The organism is Archangium sp. (assembly GCF_045802675.1).
GTDB lineage: Bacteria > Myxococcota > Myxococcia > Myxococcales > Myxococcaceae > Archangium.
Map to the genome: position 1 here is coordinate 1 of NZ_JBJMQO010000033.1, position 15,706 is coordinate 15,706.

Annotated in this window: 14 protein-coding genes; 5 read left to right on the forward strand and 9 right to left on the reverse strand. The window is 70.1% G+C overall.

Annotated elements, in window-relative coordinates; all coding sequences use genetic code 11:
* The 4 genes from ACJ8AN_RS09805 to trpS form a co-directional block, all read right to left on the reverse strand.
* The coding region (locus ACJ8AN_RS09805) for a pseudouridine synthase (RefSeq protein ID WP_407755013.1) at nt 1-1,488 on the reverse strand (1,488 nt) is incomplete at its 3' end.
* Between the two features lie 31 nt (nt 1,489-1,519).
* Nucleotides 1,520-2,509 (reverse strand): SMC-Scp complex subunit ScpB, encoded by a 990-nt coding sequence (scpB, locus tag ACJ8AN_RS09810; RefSeq protein WP_407755014.1) that lies wholly within the window; start codon nt 2,507-2,509, stop codon nt 1,520-1,522.
* A complete protein-coding gene (locus ACJ8AN_RS09815; protein ID WP_407755015.1) occupies nt 2,496-3,362 on the reverse strand; it encodes a segregation and condensation protein A in 867 nt (288 codons plus the stop codon). Before ACJ8AN_RS09815 ends, scpB begins: the two co-directional genes overlap by 14 nt.
* Before the next feature lie 18 nt (nt 3,363-3,380).
* Entirely contained in the window at nt 3,381-4,394 is a 1,014-nt protein-coding gene (trpS, locus tag ACJ8AN_RS09820; protein WP_407755016.1) for a tryptophan--tRNA ligase, read from the reverse strand.
* A gap of 236 nt (nt 4,395-4,630) precedes the next feature.
* Between trpS and ACJ8AN_RS09825 the strand changes: the two genes are divergently transcribed.
* The 4 genes from ACJ8AN_RS09825 (at nt 4,631) to ACJ8AN_RS09840 (ending at nt 10,256) form a co-directional block, all read left to right on the forward strand.
* On the forward strand, nt 4,631-5,815 hold the full coding sequence (locus ACJ8AN_RS09825) for a DUF4388 domain-containing protein (protein WP_407755017.1): 1,185 nt from the start codon (nt 4,631-4,633) through the stop codon (nt 5,813-5,815).
* A 170-nt stretch (nt 5,816-5,985) separates the two neighbouring features.
* Nucleotides 5,986-8,088 carry a peptidoglycan-binding domain-containing protein gene (locus tag ACJ8AN_RS09830; RefSeq protein ID WP_407755018.1) on the forward strand — a complete coding sequence of 701 codons (2,103 nt, stop codon included), beginning with the start codon at nt 5,986-5,988 and terminating at the stop codon, nt 8,086-8,088.
* A gap of 114 nt (nt 8,089-8,202) precedes the next feature.
* Nucleotides 8,203-9,702, forward strand: coding sequence for a PQQ-dependent sugar dehydrogenase (locus ACJ8AN_RS09835; RefSeq protein ID WP_407755019.1), 1,500 nt, complete (start codon nt 8,203-8,205; stop codon nt 9,700-9,702).
* Nucleotides 9,699-10,256 carry a hypothetical protein gene (locus ACJ8AN_RS09840; protein WP_407755020.1) on the forward strand — a complete coding sequence of 186 codons (558 nt, stop codon included), beginning with the start codon at nt 9,699-9,701 and terminating at the stop codon, nt 10,254-10,256. Before ACJ8AN_RS09835 ends, ACJ8AN_RS09840 begins: the two co-directional genes overlap by 4 nt.
* Nucleotides 10,257-10,267: 11 nt before the next feature.
* On the opposite strand, the gene ACJ8AN_RS09845 is transcribed toward ACJ8AN_RS09840, so the two are convergent.
* Nucleotides 10,268-10,870, reverse strand: coding sequence for a Uma2 family endonuclease (locus tag ACJ8AN_RS09845; protein ID WP_407755021.1), 603 nt, complete (start codon nt 10,868-10,870; stop codon nt 10,268-10,270).
* Nucleotides 10,871-11,077: 207 nt separating this feature from the next.
* Between ACJ8AN_RS09845 and ACJ8AN_RS09850 the strand changes: the two genes are divergently transcribed.
* The gene (locus ACJ8AN_RS09850; RefSeq protein ID WP_407755022.1) at nt 11,078-11,737 is read left to right on the forward strand and encodes an SRPBCC family protein; all 660 of its coding nucleotides are present in this window, start codon (nt 11,078-11,080) and stop codon (nt 11,735-11,737) included.
* A gap of 40 nt (nt 11,738-11,777) precedes the next feature.
* Here ACJ8AN_RS09850 and xerD read toward each other — a convergent pair whose 3' ends face one another.
* From xerD to ACJ8AN_RS09870, 4 genes are all read right to left on the reverse strand, one after another.
* Complete coding sequence (xerD, locus tag ACJ8AN_RS09855; protein ID WP_407755023.1) at nt 11,778-12,734, reverse strand: site-specific tyrosine recombinase XerD; 957 nt, start codon at nt 12,732-12,734, stop codon at nt 11,778-11,780.
* Nucleotides 12,735-13,002: 268 nt separating this feature from the next.
* A complete protein-coding gene (locus ACJ8AN_RS09860) occupies nt 13,003-13,977 on the reverse strand; it encodes an Rpn family recombination-promoting nuclease/putative transposase (RefSeq protein ID WP_407755024.1) in 975 nt (324 codons plus the stop codon).
* A 226-nt stretch (nt 13,978-14,203) separates the two neighbouring features.
* Nucleotides 14,204-14,977 carry a hypothetical protein gene (locus ACJ8AN_RS09865; RefSeq protein ID WP_407755025.1) on the reverse strand — a complete coding sequence of 258 codons (774 nt, stop codon included), beginning with the start codon at nt 14,975-14,977 and terminating at the stop codon, nt 14,204-14,206.
* Nucleotides 14,978-15,083: 106 nt separating this feature from the next.
* On the reverse strand, nt 15,084-15,698 hold the full coding sequence (locus tag ACJ8AN_RS09870) for an L-threonylcarbamoyladenylate synthase (protein WP_407755026.1): 615 nt from the start codon (nt 15,696-15,698) through the stop codon (nt 15,084-15,086).
* Nucleotides 15,699-15,706 lie beyond the last annotated feature (8 nt).

Consider the following 15,706-nt stretch of genomic DNA (forward strand, 5'->3'; position numbering starts at 1 on the left):
CTCGCCCGCGCCAAACGGCTTGCGCGCCGGACGGGCACCACGCTCGCCACCCTCGCCCGCGCCAAACGGCTTGCGCGCCGGACGGGCACCACGCTCGCCACCCGCACCCGCGCCAAACGGCTTGCGCGCAGGACGGGCACCGCGCTCGCCACCCTCGCCCGCGCCAAACGGCTTGCGCGCCGGACGGGCACCGCGCTCGCCACCCTCACCCGCGCCAAACGGCTTGCGTGCAGGACGGGCACCGCGCTCGCCACCCGCACCGGCACCAAACGGCTTGCGCACCGGACGGGCACCGCGCTCGCCACCGCGGCCCTCGCCACGGGGCGCCCACTCGCGACGCTCCGGACGAGCCCCGCGCTCAGCGCGCTCCTCGCCCCGAGGCGCCTGCTCGGCACCCTCGTCCAGGCCCGATTCCTGGTCCTGCTCGTCCTCGCGAGGCGTCCACGTGCGGCGCTCGGCACGCTCGCCCGTCGCGCTGCGGAACGCGGGCCGGGAGCCACCCTCGCCCCTCGGAGCCCACGCCTTGCGCTCGGGACGGCCCGCCGCCGCACGCGCCGGACGCTCCTCCCTCGCCCCCGCCGGCTTGCGCTCGGGGCGCTCCGGCCGGGCGGCCCGCGCGGGCTTCTTCTCCGCCGCCGCACGCTTGCGCGCCGGAGCGGGAGGCGCCTCGCTGAAATCGTCGTCGTCGTCCACGTCCACCTCGAAGCCCGGCGCCGAGCGACCATGGCGACGCGGCGGCAGCTTCAGCTGGCGCTCGGGCGGAGAGACCTTCCCGTCGGCCACCTCCTGCAGCATGCGCACCTGGCTCTGGCTGAGCTGCTTGAGCTCGCCGGGGCGCACGCTCTCGACGGTGATGCCCGCGTACGAGGGCCGGAACAGGCGCACCACCGGGCAGCCCACCGCGGCGCACAGGCGCTTGATGAGGTGCGGGCGGCCCTCGGCGACCACCAGCTTCAGCCACGTGTTGCGCTCGGCCTGCTCGAAGACGTCCACGGACACCGGGGTGGCCATGCCGTCCTCGAGCCGCACGCCGCCGCGCAGCTTCTCCAGCGTGGCCGCGTCCGGGGAGCCCTTCACCTTCGCCAGGTACGTGCGAGGCACCTGGAAGCTGGGGTGCGTGAGCTTGTGCGCCAGCGCCCCGTCGTCGGTGACGAGCAGCGCCCCTTCGGCGTCGTAGTCCAGCCGGCCCACGGGGAAGAGCCGCTTGCCGGCCTCCTCCAGGTAATCGGCCACGGTGGGGCGGCCCTGGGGGTCCGACAGCGTCGTCACCACGCCCACGGGCTTGTAGAGCACGTAGTACGAGGACTCCTCCGGCGGCGAGACGAGCTTGCCATCCACCGTCACCAGATCGCCCGGGGACACCTTGGTGCCCATCTCGGTGATCGTCTGGTTGTTCACCGTGACACGGCCAGCGGTGATGAGCTCTTCAGCGTGCCTGCGCGAGGCCACGCCCGCGCGCGCGAGGTACTTCTGCAAACGTTCAGCCATTACAGCCACCTTCCACTTCTTCGCCCACCCGTCAAGCGGGTTCGGACCCCTTGTCGCCCTCTTTCTCACCCTCCGAGGGCGGCGGGGTCGGGTTCAGGATGCTGGCGGCCGCCTTCTGGGTCTTCTCGGCGGCGTCCATGGCCTGCTCCAGCTCCTCGAGCGCGGCCTCGGAAGCCGCCACGCTCTTCTCCATCCGTTTCTGGAACTCCGGGTCCGCCAGCGTCTCCACGGTGCCACTGGCACTCGGGGCGGCGGGCCGCTCCTTCTCGACGATCTCCTGGTGCTCCTGCGTCAGCTCGTGGAACTCGCGCAGCGTGGGCAGGGCCGAGAGGTCCTTGAGGGCGAAGAACTCGAGGAACTCGCGGCTCGTCCCGTACAGCATGGGCCGGCCCACCTCCTCCTTCTTGCCCAGGATCTTGATGAGCTTGCGGTCCAACAACGCCTTGATGACGGCGCCGCAATCCACGCCGCGGATGTCCTCGACCTCGGGGCGGGTGACGGGCTGGCGGTAGGCGATGATGGCGAGCGTCTCCACGGCGGCGCGGGTGAGGCGCTGGGGCTTCACGCGCAGGTAGCGCCGCACGTACTCGCCCGAGTGCGGATCCGTGCGGAACTGCCACGCGCCGGCCACCTCGTACAGGACGATGCCGCTGATGCCATCGCGGTGGATGCCCGAAATCTGGTTGAGCGCCTCCTGGATCTTCTCGCGATCGATGCCGGTGGCCTCGTAGAGCTGGTTGAGATCCAGGGGCTTCTCGGCCACGAAGAGCACGCTCTCCAGGACGGTGCGGATGCGCTCCGGGGAGAGGTTGCGGCTCTTCTGGGCGAGCTTCTCGAAGGACGAATGGAGGTCGGGGACCTCGTCGGCCTCGATGGTGGCGACGTCGGAGTCCTCCAGCTCGTCCTCGTCACCGGGGCCGGTGACGGCGGCGATCTCCTCCTCGGTGAAGGGGCTGGGGCCGCCCGAGCCGCGCGACTTCTTCGGCTCGCCGTTCTCGGCGCCGTCGTTACCGGTAGTCACTCTCGTCCACCTCCGATGGGAGCAACCGCTCCAGGGCGTCCCCGTTGGGCATGAGGAGGATGTCCGCCAGGGGGGCCTCCTGGCGCACCTTGAGCAGGCGCCGCTTCACCATCTCCAGGATGGCCAGGAAGGTGATCACCACCTCCTGCCGCGTGCGCTGCTCCTCGAAGAGGCTCTCGAACGAGCACGACTCCTGGCCTTTCAGGCGCTCGGCGATGTTGCGGATGGCGTCGGTGATGCTGACCTTCTCGCGCACCACCTCGTGCTGCAGCTTGGGCGCCAGGCGCTCCAGGACCCGGTCGAGCGCTTCAATCAGCTTGAGGACGGAGAACTCCTGCAGGCCCACCTCCTCCTCGGGGATGGGCACGGCCTCCACGGGCACCCGGCGCGGGAAGACGTCGCGCTCGAGGAGGTCCTGCATGGCCAGCTGCTCGGCGGCGTCCTTGTACTTCTGGTACTCGAGCAGGCGGCGCACCAGCTCGGCGCGGGGGTCTCCCGCCTCCTCCTGCTGGAGCTCGGCCACCGCGTCCGCCGCCTGCTCGGCGGTGTCCTGGCGCGGCAGCAGCATGCGGCTCTTGAGGTGCGCGAGCGTGGCCGCCATCACCAGGAACTCCCCGGCGATGTCGAGGTTGATCTCCCGCATCCGCTCCAGGTGCTCGAGGTACTTCTCGGTGATGAGCGCCAGGGGGATGTCGAAGATGTCGAGCCGGTGCTCCTTGATGAGATGGAGCAGCAGATCGAGCGGGCCCTCGAAATTGGGCAAGGCGACCCGGAAGGCGTCGCCCGGCGTACGGGGGACGTCTGCCTCGAAGGTCTCCTCGCTGGGAGGGGCGCTGCGACGACCTGCGGTCAACGGACGTCCTTCACGGGCTCAGGGAATGCCCACGGCGCGGCGCACCCGCTGCATCAGGCGGGAGGCCTCGGCGCGGGCCCGCTCGGCCCCATCCTGGAGGATGCGCTCGAGCTCGGCGGGATCGTTCTGGAGCTCCTCGTAGCGCTTGCGCGCCGGGCCGAAGGTGTCGAGGTAGGCCTCGAGGAGCAGCTTCTTGTAGTCGCCGTACCCCTTGCCGCCCGCTCGCCACGAGGCATCCGCTTCCTGGAAGCGGTTTTCGGGCAGCATCAGCTTGAGCAGATCGTACAGGGGGGCGTTCTCGGTGGGCTTGGGAGCCTCGACGGGCGTGGAGTCCGTCTTGATGCCCATGATGCGCTTCTTGATCTCCTTCTCGGGCCCGAACAGCTCGATGGTGTTGCCGTAGGACTTGGACATCTTCTGTCCGTCCACGCCCGGCACCGTGGCGGTGTTCTCCTGCACCCGCGCGGACGGCAGCTTGAGGATGCCGGGGGCGTGCCCCTTCTCCTTGCCGTCGGGATCCTGCGGGTCATAGCCCGGCACGTAGGTGACGTTGAACTTCACCGCCCAGTCGCGGGCGAACTCGATGTGCTGGACCTGATCCTTGCCCACCGGCACGACGTCCGCGCTGTAGAGCAGGATGTCGGCGGCCATGAGGACCGGGTAGGCGAAGAGGCCGAAGTCCGGGCTGATGCCCTTGGCGACCTTGTCCTTGTAGCTGTGGGCGCGCTCGAGGTGGGCGTGGGGCACCACGGTGCCGAGGATCCAGTTGAGCTCCAGCACCTCCTTCACGTCGCTCTGCCGGAAGAGGACGGCCTTCTTCGGATTCAACCCGAGCGACAGGTAGGCCATGGCGGCCTCGCGCGTGAGCTCCTCGGCGAGCTTCGGGTCGCGCACGGTGGTGAGCGCGTGCAGGTTGGCGATGAAGTAGTAGCCCTCGCCCTCTTCCTGCAGGTGCACGAACTGCCGGATGGCGCCGTAGTAGTTGCCGATGTGCAACCGGCCCGAGGACTGCACTCCCGAGAGAATCCGCATGACTCCCACGCCTATACACGAAAGGGGTGACAGCCCTGGTTCGCACACCCGGGCCCACCCTGCAACTTTCCTGCAAGGCCGCTCCGACAATCGCGCCCGCCCGCCAGGACCCCGGTCAGCCCGACTACTGGGAACTTCTCGGGACGCGAGAAAAAGCCATGTGAAATCAAAGGGTTGCGAGGGGTAAAGGGGTCCGCTACCCTGCCGTCTCCCCCAGCGAGAAGGAAGTCAGCGACATGGAGCGGTTCAAGGGGAATCTGGCCAGCTACCGGCTGCAACTGTTGATGCCCGCGTTCTTCGAGGCACCGGCGGTGGACGGCATGCTGCGGGTGGAGCGCGGAGCGGTGCGGCGGCACTTCTTCTTCCAGCGCGGCTGCCTGGTGGGAGAGAGCTCGAGCGAGCCGAATGAGCACCTGGGCCAGGTGCTGACGCGGCTGCGCATCCTCGATGCGGCGACGGCGGCGGAGGCCTTCGCGGCGGCGGAGGCGGCGGGGGTGCCCTTCGGCACCTTCGTGGTGGAGCGGGGGCTGGTGGCGAGGCCCCGGTTGATGGAGGCGCTGGAGCACAAGGCGCGCGAGGCGCTGTTCGACTGCTACGGCTGGGAGTCCGGCGAGGTGGAGTTCCGCCCGGGGCTGCCGCCGATCGGGCGCGCGGTGGAGCTGCAGCTGGGCCTGAAGGAGCTGCACCGGGACGCGCTGGCGCGGCTGCTCGAGTGGAGGGTGTTCTGGGGCCTGTTCCCAGGGCCCGACGCCACGTTCGGGGTGTACCGGGAGTTCGCCGTGGAGCGGGTGGCGGCCGCCGAGGAGCACCTGCTGCAACTGGCCGAGAAGGGCGCCACGCTGAGCGAGCTGCTGGCGGCGGTGCCGGAGGGTCCGCTGCACGGGGCGCGCTGGGTGCTGCGCCTGTACCGGCGAGGGGCGCTGACGCCGCGCAAGACGCGGGGCCCCAAGGTGGGCGAGGCGACGGCGCTGGCGGATCTGCTGGAGCTGGCGCGGGGCCTGGTGGACATGGGCCGGTACGAGGAGGCGGTGGCGGTGGCGGCGCAGGTGTTGGAGCGGGCTCCGGTACCGGAGGCGCACACGCTGTACCGGGAGGCGGAGGTGCGGCTGACGGTGGCGCTGGCGGACGAGGTGCTGGCGCTCGATGGGCGGGTGTACTTCGAGCCGTTGCCGCGCCCTTCCCCGCCCTCGCTGACGGCGGACGACCTGTACCTGTACACGAAGCTGCGGAGCAGCCGGAGCGTGCGCGAGGTGCTGCGCAACACGGCCATGGGCGAGCTGGCGGCGTACCGGGCCCTGCGGCGCCTGATGGAAGCGGGCGTGGCCCGGGTGATGCCGGAGAACAACGGGGCGACGCGGCGGCGGTCGAAGACGGACCCGTTCGGCGTCCCCGTGTACGTCCCCCCCGCGCCGGCGACATAGCCGGGGGCCCGAGCTCACGGGCGCATGACGGAGGGACCTGGCGGTCCGTGTAACGCGGCTGTCACGCACACGTGACGGGATTCGCACGAAGTCATGGGACTGCCCGCGAGGAGCAACTTCCGCAGGCACGGTGCGAAACTCCCGCCAGGAAAGGACATCCCTCCGCGACCATGAAGATCAACGACGCGGTCCGTACCCCGACCCTCCAGCCGCAGAGCCCCGCGGCACCGACGGCCCCCGCCCCCACCACGAACACGGTGGTGCCTGGCGCGCAGCAGCAGGCGCGCACGTCGGACACCTTTAGCGCCACCTCCACCACGGCGGCCCGGGCGCCCTCCGCCGCACCGCAGCAGTGGACCCCCGCTCCCAGCCTCGACCACGTGCGCAACGGCGGCGGTGCTGTCACCCTGAGCCGCGGCATGGAGGGCGAGTCCGTGCGCGATCTCCAGCGCATGCTCGGCCTGCCCACGGACCAACAGGACGGGAAGTTCGGCGACGGGACGCGCGCGGCCGTGGCGGCCTTCCAGCAGTCCGCCGGCCTCAAGGTCCCCCCGGGACTCGAGGGCCAGGTCGGTGCCACCACCCTGCAGGTGTTGGAGAAGGCCGCGGCGGGCCACTCGGCCCCGGGTGGCTCCGTCAACCTGGATCAGGAGCTCGCCAGCCCGCGCTCGCTCATCTCCCGCGCCATCGGCCACGCCGAGGGCAACCTCGACGTCAACGGCAACACCACCGGCTCCTACGCCGGGCACACCGACTACGGCAACGGCAAGACGAACCGGGGAACCTTCTCCTACCAGCACGGCGCGTCCTCGCCGGAGGCGGCGGATCAGGCCCAGCTCGCCAAGTTCCGCGCCCAGCGCCCCGCGTACGAGGCCGCCGCGCGGAAGGCGGGGTTGGATCCGAACAACCCGCTGCTGGCCGCCGCCTACTTCGACACCTTCACCCAGTCCGAAGCCGCCGCCAACCTCCCCGGCGGCTTCCTGGATCAGCTCCCCCAACTGGCCCGCGAGGGCGTGACGCCGGAGCACATCATCGAGGCCCGCGTGCGCTCGTACGTGGACCCGAACACCGGCCGGCTCGACGCGCCCGCCTTCGGCAATGATCCGGCCCGGCTGCGCCAGGATCAGGCGCGGCGCATGGACGCCGTCGTCTCGGTGCTGCAGCACGAGGGCAAGGGCGGCTCCACCGGCCCCTCCTCCACCCCCTCCACGAGTCCCACCACCGGCCCGGCCCCGGCGCCCACCTCGTCCCCGGTCTCGGACACGCTGCTGAAGAACGGCAGCTCGGGCCCCGAGGTGGAGTCGCTGCAGAAGCAGCTCGCCCAGGCCGGCTTCGATCCAGGCGGCGTCGATGGCACCTTCGGCCCGAACACCGAGGCGGCGGTGATGGCGTTCCAGAAGGCCCAGGGGCTCGAGGCGGACGGCGTGGCGGGTCCGCAGACGAAGGCGGCGCTCGCCAAGGCGACCACCCCGGCGACCCCGGCTCCGTCCTCGGGTCCCACGCAGTGGACTCCGGCGCCCTCGGCCGCCGACGTGGCCAGCGGCAAGGGCGTGCTCAAGCAGGGCATGCAGGGCGAGAGCGTGAAGCAGCTCCAGACGCAGCTCGGCCTCGAGGCGGACGGCAAGTTCGGCCAGCAGACGGCCGAGGCCGTGGCGGCCTTCCAGAAGTCCGCGGGCCTCAAGCCCCCCCCGGGCATGGAGGGCCAGGTCGGCAAGACGACGCTGGAGGCGCTGAAGAAGGCGGGCTCGGCCATCACCAACGGCACCGTCAACACCCAGAATCCGATCCTCCAGAAGCTGGCGACGAGCCCCCTGAACAACGGCGCCTACGGCACGTGCGTGGCGACGACGCTCTACAACATGGACCGGCTCGGCATCCCCAGCTTCGAGGGCGGCACCACGGGCGATCCCAACAACCCGCGCGGCGCCATGGTCCGGATGATGCGCGAGGCCCAGTGGGTGTCGGTGCCGCTGCCCGGCTCGCATCCGCAGCGGATCTCCAGCCCGTACGGCGAGGTCACCGCCAACGTCATCTCGGCCGATGACTACGAGAAGATGGCCCAGGCGGGGAAGATTCCGAGCGGCGCCCTCATCTTCCAGACGCGGCACGGCTGGGACTACAGCGGCGGCTCGAGCGGCAACGACATGGGCGTCGTGCGCGACGGTGGCCGGGTGACGCACAACTTCGAGTCGATGAACCCCATCATCTACGGCGACGCGAAGTCGGTGGTGATCCTCGTGCCCAAGGACGCGCTGCGCCCGAGCACCAGCTGAGCCTTTCGATCACCAGCGAACGCGTGCGTCACCCTCGCGGCCAGTAGTCCCCGGCGCGTGGATACGGGTAGCTGACGGATCCAACGAGCCGGGTGGCTTCGCCAGGGGGCACGCATGACGCGGAAGAACGGGGGCCGGGAGGAGTTCGCGAGGCAGACGGCCGTCGAGCCCCGCGCGACGCGCGTCTCCCCCGAAGCGCTCCGTGCACTGCCCACCAGCGCGAGGCCCCGTGTGGACGCGCGCGACATCCAGGTGCCGGAGGGGTACCGGGTGGAGCCCGTGCTGGTGGGGCTCTCGTTCCCGTGCGGCATGGGCTTCGCGGAGGACGGGACGCTGTACCTCGCCGAGGGGGGCACCACCTGGCCGACGCGCCCGTGGATGCCCTCGCGGCTGCTGAGCCTGGAGCCGGCCGGAAACGTGACGCTCGTCGCCACCGAGGAGGAGGCGGGCTTCCGCGGCGTCGCCGTGAAGGAGGGCGCCCTCTACGCGACGGCCAAGGGGGGCTACCACTCACGCGTGGTCCGGTATGACCTGAAGACGCGCGAGCGCACGGTGCTCTTCGACAAGCTTCCGGACGGTGGGTGGCACGAGCCCGGAGGCCCCGTGTTCGGCCCGGACGGCCTGATGTATTTCGCCCAGGGCTCCGTGGCGCAGCAGGGGATCATCGAGCCGTCCGGGTGGACGGTGGACATCGCCCGGCACCCGCGCGCGCACGACGTGCCGGGGCAGGACGTGGTGCTGACGGGCGACAACGTCTGGAGCGCGGATCCCGTCATCCCCTACTCGGACGTCGTCGAGACCGGAGCGTTCAAGCCGTACGCCGTCCCGGCGAAGGCGGGCGAGGTGGTGAAGGGTGAGCTGTGGTGCAGCACCGGGCTGTGGCGCGCGAAGCCCGATGGCACCCAACCCGAGCTGCTCGCCTGGGGGCTGCGCAATCCCTACGGGCTCGCCATCAACGAGGAAGGCGAGCTGTACGTGTGCGACAACGACTACGAGGAGAAGGGCAACCGCGCGGTGGCCGAGGATCCGGATCGCGTGTGGCACGTGAAGAACGCGCGGCTGCCGCACGGCTCGGTGAGGCAGCCCGAGTGGTTCGGCTACCCGGACTTCGCGGGGGACGGGCTCCCGCTCTGGCACGAGAAGCACCAGCCCAACCGGGGCACCGCGGCCCGGGCCCTGCTGCGCGATCCCCCGCCCCTCTCCGGCCCGGCGGCGGTGCTGCTCGAGCCGCATGGGTGCCTGACGAAGATGGACTTCTGCCGCTCGGACGCGTTCGGCTTCCGGGGCGAGCTGTTCCTCTGCCAGTGGGGCACGCTGGCGCCCCTGAACACCACCCGGCCCGAGGCGCTGCGGCGCGGCTTCAAGGTGCTGCGCGTGGACGTGAAGGCGGGCACCGCGACGCCCTTCCTGCACAACCGCGAGCCGGGCCCCGCCTCGGCACACCCCGGCAGCGGCGGTATCGAGCGCCCCGTGGACTGCAAGTTCCACCCCGATGGGCGCAGCCTCTACGTGCTGGACTTCGGCGCCGTCGCCGTCACCCGGAACACGATGCTCTCGTACGCGCACACCGGCGTGCTGTGGCGCGTCACCCGGACCGGAGGAGGTGGAGCATGAACCCGGTGGACACGGCGGGCGCGCTCCTCCTCGACCTGGATGAGCAGACCTGGAAGGCGCGGATGGATCGGGTGGAGGCGTGGCTCGACAACGTGCTGCTGGTCCAGACGTCGTTCCGGGTGCTCGCACAGGACGTGCGGGACAAGGTGAACGAGCCCAATGTGAAGGGCTACCTGGGGGAGATCGCCCAGCGGGCGCGGGAGCACGAGCAGCAGGCCGAGGCGCTCTACCGCCTCATCGGCCGGGAGCCCTCGGCGGCGCGCAAGCTCGGAGGCACGCTGGTGGGCAAGGCCCGTCAGGCGCTCGCGGACATGCAGGGACTCACCGGAGGCGCGGCGGGCACGTGGAGGGACCTGCACCAGCTCCTGCTCGCCAGCCAGAATGCCCTGGGGGCCTTTGGCGTCGCGAACCAGCTCGGCCTGGCGCTCGGCCACCGCGAGCTCACCCAGGCCACGCTCTCCATCACGGGCGACAAGTACAAGGACCACTTCATGCTGCAGGAGCTCGTGCTGGAGCTGGCCTCGCTCTCCATCCTCTACCAGCGCGACATCTGACCCGCCTCCGTTCAGGGAGAAGGAATCGGGGTCCGCGAGGCTCTGGCCCGAGGCCACCACAACGAGCCCAGATTCAACGGGAGCGCATCGAACGGCTCGGCGAGCACGTCCCCGTCGCCGGTGTGGCTGGCCACGAGACTCCAACCCTGCTCCTGCCGCCGATGAATCTCCAGGGTGCGCGTCGACGAATCGATGAGCCAGACATGGCTCACGCCCTCGCGATGGTAGAGGGGTAGCTTGCGTGTCCTGTCGACATTCTCGGTCGAGGGCGAGAGCACCTCGCATACCCAGTCCGGAGCCACCGTGGAGAAGGGCTCGTCCATGAAGGAAGGCACGGGCACCCGCTCCCGGCGCCAGCCCGCGAGGTCCGGCACCACGATGTCCCGCCCGAGGTGGAGCTCCGGTTCCGAGAGGATCCACCACCCACCGCGTATCCCAGGCTGACCCAGGTCGAAAGCAGGGCCCAGGAAGGAACCGAGGGCCCAGATGACCCGAGCATGAGGCATGGCCGGTCGCGGTGAGGCCACCAGCTCATCGCCCAGAATCTCCCCCACCCACCCGACCGGCAGCGCCTCGATGTCCTCGTACGTCGCCGGCTTCTTCCCCTTCCCCATCTCCGCCCCCTACCTCTGTGATCAGAACCCGCGAGGCAGCACCCCGCTTCCTTGTCCTTCTCATTCTACATCGGGGTCTGACCTTCGCGGTAGGGTCCGGGAGCCGACAGGGGGCCCTGGGGAGTCCACGTTCCCGGACTCTTGCGAGTGGTGAGCGCTTGCCCCTATGACGCGCCCGCTTTCACTCCTCTCCGGAAAGAGTCCTCCATGCTCAAGAAGATCCTCCTCGGTGTCGCCGTCGTGCTCGTGGCGCTGTGCGGCGTCATCGCCATGCAGCCGTCCACCTATTCCGTGCAGCGCAGCGCGACGTTCAAGGCGTCGCCGGACGTCGCCTTCGCGTTGGTGAACGACTTCCACCACTGGAGCGAGTGGTCTCCCTGGGACAAGCTGGATCCGAACCAGAAGGTCACCTTCGAGGGCGCGGCCACGGGCATGGGCGCGAAGTACGGCTGGTCTGGCAATGACAAGGTGGGCGAGGGCCGGATGACGATCGAGGAGAGCAAGGCCAACGAGCTCGTCCGCATCAAGCTGGAGTTCATCCGGCCGTTCGAGTCCACCAGCCCGACCACCTTCACCTTCGCCCCGGCGGCCGAGGGCGTGACGGTGACGTGGAAGATGGACGGCACCAACAACTTCATGGGCAAGGCCTTCTCGCTCTTCGTGAACATGGACGCGATGCTCGGGAAGGACTTCGACAACGGCCTGGCGGCGATGGGCAAGGTCGCGGAGGCCGAGACGAAGAAGCGCGCCGAGGCTCTGGCGGCCGAGAAGGCGGCGGCCGAGGCCGCGGCGGCCCAGGCGGCTGCTCCCGTCGAGGGTCAGCCGGCCCCCGCGGGCGAGCAGAAGGTGGCGGCTCCCACGCCGTGAGGTCTCGCGGGGGGCGCTGTACGGGCCTGGCCGACCGGCCCTACTCGCCCCCTGCCCGCTTCCTCGCGGCGGCCCGGCCGCCCATGACGCCGCCCCGTCCGCGCACGCCGTCTCCGCGCGGATGGGCGCTGTCGTAGACGGCCCGCAGCCGGGCGCCGTTCACGTGCGTGTAGATCTGCGTGGTGGCCAGGTCCGCGTGGCCCAGCATGGCCTGCACCGCGCGCAAGTCCGCGCCGCGCTCCACCAGGTGCGTGGCGAACGAGTGCCGCAGCTTGTGCGGGGACAGCGGCTTGCGGATGCCCGCCTTGAGCGCATAGCGCTTGAGCAGCTTCCAGAAGCCCTGCCGGGTGAAGCCATCCCCGCGCGGAGTGACGAAGAGCGCCTTGGACTCGCGCTCGCCGAGCATCAGTTGGCGGGGCCCGGCGAGGTACGCCTGCACCTTCTCCGCCGCGATGGTGCCCACGGGGACGATGCGCTCCTTGGAGCCCTTGCCCTTGGCCACCAGGTAGCCCGCGCTCAACTGGATGTCGTTGATGCCCAGGCCCACCAGCTCGCTCACGCGCAGGCCCGTGGCGTACAGCACCTCGAGCATCGCCTTGTCCCGGATGCCCACGGGGTTGCCCTCGTCCGGCGCGGCGAGCAGTTGCTCCACCTCCTCGAGCGTGAGGAAGACGGGCAGCTTGCGCGCCGAGCGCGGCGTGTCGATGTCCTCGCTCGGGTCCTTGTCCACGTACTTCTCGGCGACGAGGAAGCGGTGGAAGACACGGATGGCGGCCAGGTGCCGCGCCTGACTGCGCCGCGACAGCTTGCGCGTGTTGAGCGTGGTGAGGTGGCCGGTGATGTCGTCCTCCTTCACGCGCGCCACGTCGGTGAGGCCCTTGCGCTTCAAGTCCGCGAAGTACACCGCCAGGTCCGCGGCGTAGGCGTCCACCGTCTTGCCGGACAGCCCGCGCTCGGCGCGGATGAAGGCGATGAAGGCGTCGAGGTACCCGTCCATGGGCCCGCAGGGTAGCCCAGTGGGGGGATCCGGCAACCTTGTGGAAGAGCGCCCTCCTTCCTCTCGCCTGTTGGCTCGAGTGAGGACAGGCAACCAGCCAGCCCCGAGGAATCCTCAGGAGAAGACCCCTCCAGCATCTCGGACAGGGGGGAGCGGACGGTCAGGATCTGCCGTAGGCCAGTTCCGCGTGTGTTCGCCCACCACGAACCGTGCCCTCCCCGTTCAGCTCCAGCAGCGGGCGCACACCGGCGTTGAGCCCCAGGGCGTGTCAACGAGCCACATCGTCCAGCACCTCCGAGAGGGTACGGGCATTCAGGGCTCGATCGAACCAGCGATCCAGGGTCGCTACGTCCGTGCACGTGAGAATCCGCTGCCGGGCCTCGTCGCCGACATGCACTCCTCGCGCGGCGAGAACCCGCAGCATGTCCTCGGCACGTCCCTTCGCCACCCCCTGCTCGATGAGCTCCTCGCCGTAGCTTCGCATCAGCTCCTCCGCTCGTTGCGCATCCATCACCCAATCTACCACCCGCCCCGCTGCCTCACGGACCGACCTGTCCCCGATATAGAGCAGATAACGGACGACCACCCCGAGGTTCTCGGCGCCGTCGGGAGTGGCATACACCTCCGCGAACAGCCCCACCCAGTCCGGCATCCGCTCCGCCAGCTGCTCGGTTCGCCCATAGCGCAGGGCCAGCCACGCCAGCCGCACCAGTGGTGGGCCAGGACGGGCCCGCAGTGCCTCTTCCCGCTCCGCCGTCAGGTCATCCAGCAGGTACTCGAAGCGCGGCACCAGCCCTCGCCAGAGCTCCCGCTCCTCTTCCGGCAGATCGAAGAGTTCCTCCACCCGGCGCGGCGCCGTCCAGGCACCTCCAGGCCCGTGATACATCACCAACGGGATGATGACTGGCAGCCGCGTGCTCTCCGCGTGCTCCTGGCGCCAGTGCTCCACCTGGCGCACCACGTAGCGCAGCATCCTCAGCGCCATCCACCTGTCCACCGAGGACTGATGCTCGAGCAACACGTAGAGCAGCAGGGACCGGCCCGTGCGCAAGCGTGCCGTGAACAGCAGGTCGCTCTCCGTCTCTCTCAGCTCGGGGTCCACCACACTTCCGGACTCCTGCCGCAAGCTCGACCAGTCCACCGCGGAGACGACGTGCGCGGGCAGGACGGCACGCAGTTCGGCAGCGGCCCGCTCGGGGGAGCCAAAGGTGTAACGGACGAAGAGATCATGGGGTCCGGGCATGGCAACCAGCACCCCGAAGCACACCGTGGGCCAGGAACTCCGCACAGCAAGCCGACCATCCGTGCAGGTCCATCTCAGCGCTCACCGTCCCGCGCTTCGTACCCTCAGTCCAACTGGCCCTTGCCCTGCCGGAGCACCTCGAGCTGGCCGTCGATCAGCGACACCACCGTCGAAGGCTCCATCCGCTTCACCCCGCCATCGCGGATCAGCTCCAACCCGTGGCCCCTTACTTCCCCCACAGCGTGAAGGAGGTGGCGTACCACATGGCGTAGGTGACGGACGTGGCGTACTGGAAGGGGGCGGCGGTGGGCAGGGACACGAGCGCGGCCAGCTCGAAGATGTGCGTCTGCTCCGGATCCAGGGCGAAGCCCACGCCCGGGGCGACCAGCACGCTGGAGCTCCAGGAGGAGCCCGCCGAGTCCGTGCCGCGAGCGAGCGTGAGGGACGGATCGACCTCCAGCACGAGCCACAACTGCTTGGAGAAGAAGTACGACCCGGAGAGGTAGGCGAAGCCCGTGGTCGACGCGAGCCCTCCGCCGTTCAGGTCCAGCAGCGGGCGCACACCGGCGTTGAGCGTCAGCATCAGGTCGCCGAAGCTCCGGGTGGCGTGCAGCTCCGGAGAGACCACGAGGGACTGCCCCGGCGTGTAGAGAATGCGCGGGGAGAAGGCCAGCTCGGGGGTCGCGAAGTAGCGGGCACTGACGTCCACCAGCCCGAAGCTGGCGGACGCGGGGCTCATCCCGAAGACACCCGAGGCTCCGGCGATGATGTCGAAGCGCTCGGACAGGCCAAGAGCGCCATACAGGGAGGGATTGAGTGTCTTGCCGTCGCCCGAGACGAAGAGGAACGGGAAGACCATGCCGGAGCCAGGCGAGAAGGCCGTGCCCGGCCACAGCAGCAGGGGGTAGGCCCGCGCCGGGCGGGGAACGGCCAGCAGCAGGCCCACGGCCACCAGGGTGAGAAAGGACGCGAGGCGCTTCGGGAGGGGAGGTATTGGCATCTGGGTCCGTGTCCAAGGGTACCCCTGTCCTGCCTCCACCCCTCGGGCTGCGGTCCGAGGGAGAGGCCGCCTCCCTGGCTGGTGCCGTGGCCTCCGCGCCACGCGCTCAGTCCAGCTGGCCCTTGCCCTGCCGGAGCACCTCGAGCTGGTCGTCGAGCAGCGACACCACCGTCGAGGGCTCCATCAGCTTCACCCCGCCATCCAGAATCAAGTCCACCCCGTGCCCCAGGGCGTCCTTGATGTCCTTGGCGTCGATGAGGGGCTCGCCCTCCCCGTCCGTGGCCGAGGTGGTGATGATGGGCCGGCCCAGCGCCGCGGCCAGCGCCCGCGCCAGCCCCGAGTCCGGCACCCGGATGCCCACCTGCTTCTGCTTGGACATCATCGCCTCGGGCACCAGCCGCGTGGCCTCGAGGATGAACGTGAACGCTCCGGGCGTCAGGCTCTTCATCGTCCGGTACGCGAAGTTGCTCACGTGCGCGTACTTCGCCACGTCCGACAGGTCCGGGCACAGGAACGACAGCGGCTTCTTCTTGTCCCGGCCCTTGAGCTGGTACAGCCGTTCTATCCCCTTCTTCGAGCCCAGGTCGCACCCCAGCCCGTAGTACGTGTCCGTCGGGTACGCGATGACCCCACCGCTCGAGAGCACCTCCACCGCGCGCTGCACGTGCCTCGGCTGCGGGTGCTCCGCGTTCACCTCGATGATGGGTGCTGACGCCGCCATGGTGTCGT

What these genes read in the sequence shown, in the direction of transcription:
- ACJ8AN_RS09850 (WP_407755022.1), top strand. Translation starts at nt 11,078, where the DNA reads ATGCTCAAGAAGATCCTCCTCGGTGTCGCCGTCGTGCTCGTGGCGCTG.
- ACJ8AN_RS09865 (WP_407755025.1), bottom strand. Translation starts at nt 14,977, where the DNA reads ATGCCAATACCTCCCCTCCCGAAGCGCCTCGCGTCCTTTCTCACCCTG.
- ACJ8AN_RS09845 (WP_407755021.1), bottom strand. Translation starts at nt 10,870, where the DNA reads ATGGGGAAGGGGAAGAAGCCGGCGACGTACGAGGACATCGAGGCGCTG.
- ACJ8AN_RS09860 (WP_407755024.1), bottom strand. Translation starts at nt 13,977, where the DNA reads ATGCCCGGACCCCATGATCTCTTCGTCCGTTACACCTTTGGCTCCCCC.
- ACJ8AN_RS09825 (WP_407755017.1), top strand. Translation starts at nt 4,631, where the DNA reads ATGGAGCGGTTCAAGGGGAATCTGGCCAGCTACCGGCTGCAACTGTTG.
- xerD (WP_407755023.1), bottom strand. Translation starts at nt 12,734, where the DNA reads ATGGACGGGTACCTCGACGCCTTCATCGCCTTCATCCGCGCCGAGCGC.
- ACJ8AN_RS09840 (WP_407755020.1), top strand. Translation starts at nt 9,699, where the DNA reads ATGAACCCGGTGGACACGGCGGGCGCGCTCCTCCTCGACCTGGATGAG.
- trpS (WP_407755016.1), bottom strand. Translation starts at nt 4,394, where the DNA reads ATGCGGATTCTCTCGGGAGTGCAGTCCTCGGGCCGGTTGCACATCGGC.
- ACJ8AN_RS09870 (WP_407755026.1), bottom strand. Translation starts at nt 15,698, where the DNA reads ATGGCGGCGTCAGCACCCATCATCGAGGTGAACGCGGAGCACCCGCAG.
- ACJ8AN_RS09835 (WP_407755019.1), top strand. Translation starts at nt 8,203, where the DNA reads ATGACGCGGAAGAACGGGGGCCGGGAGGAGTTCGCGAGGCAGACGGCC.
- ACJ8AN_RS09830 (WP_407755018.1), top strand. Translation starts at nt 5,986, where the DNA reads ATGAAGATCAACGACGCGGTCCGTACCCCGACCCTCCAGCCGCAGAGC.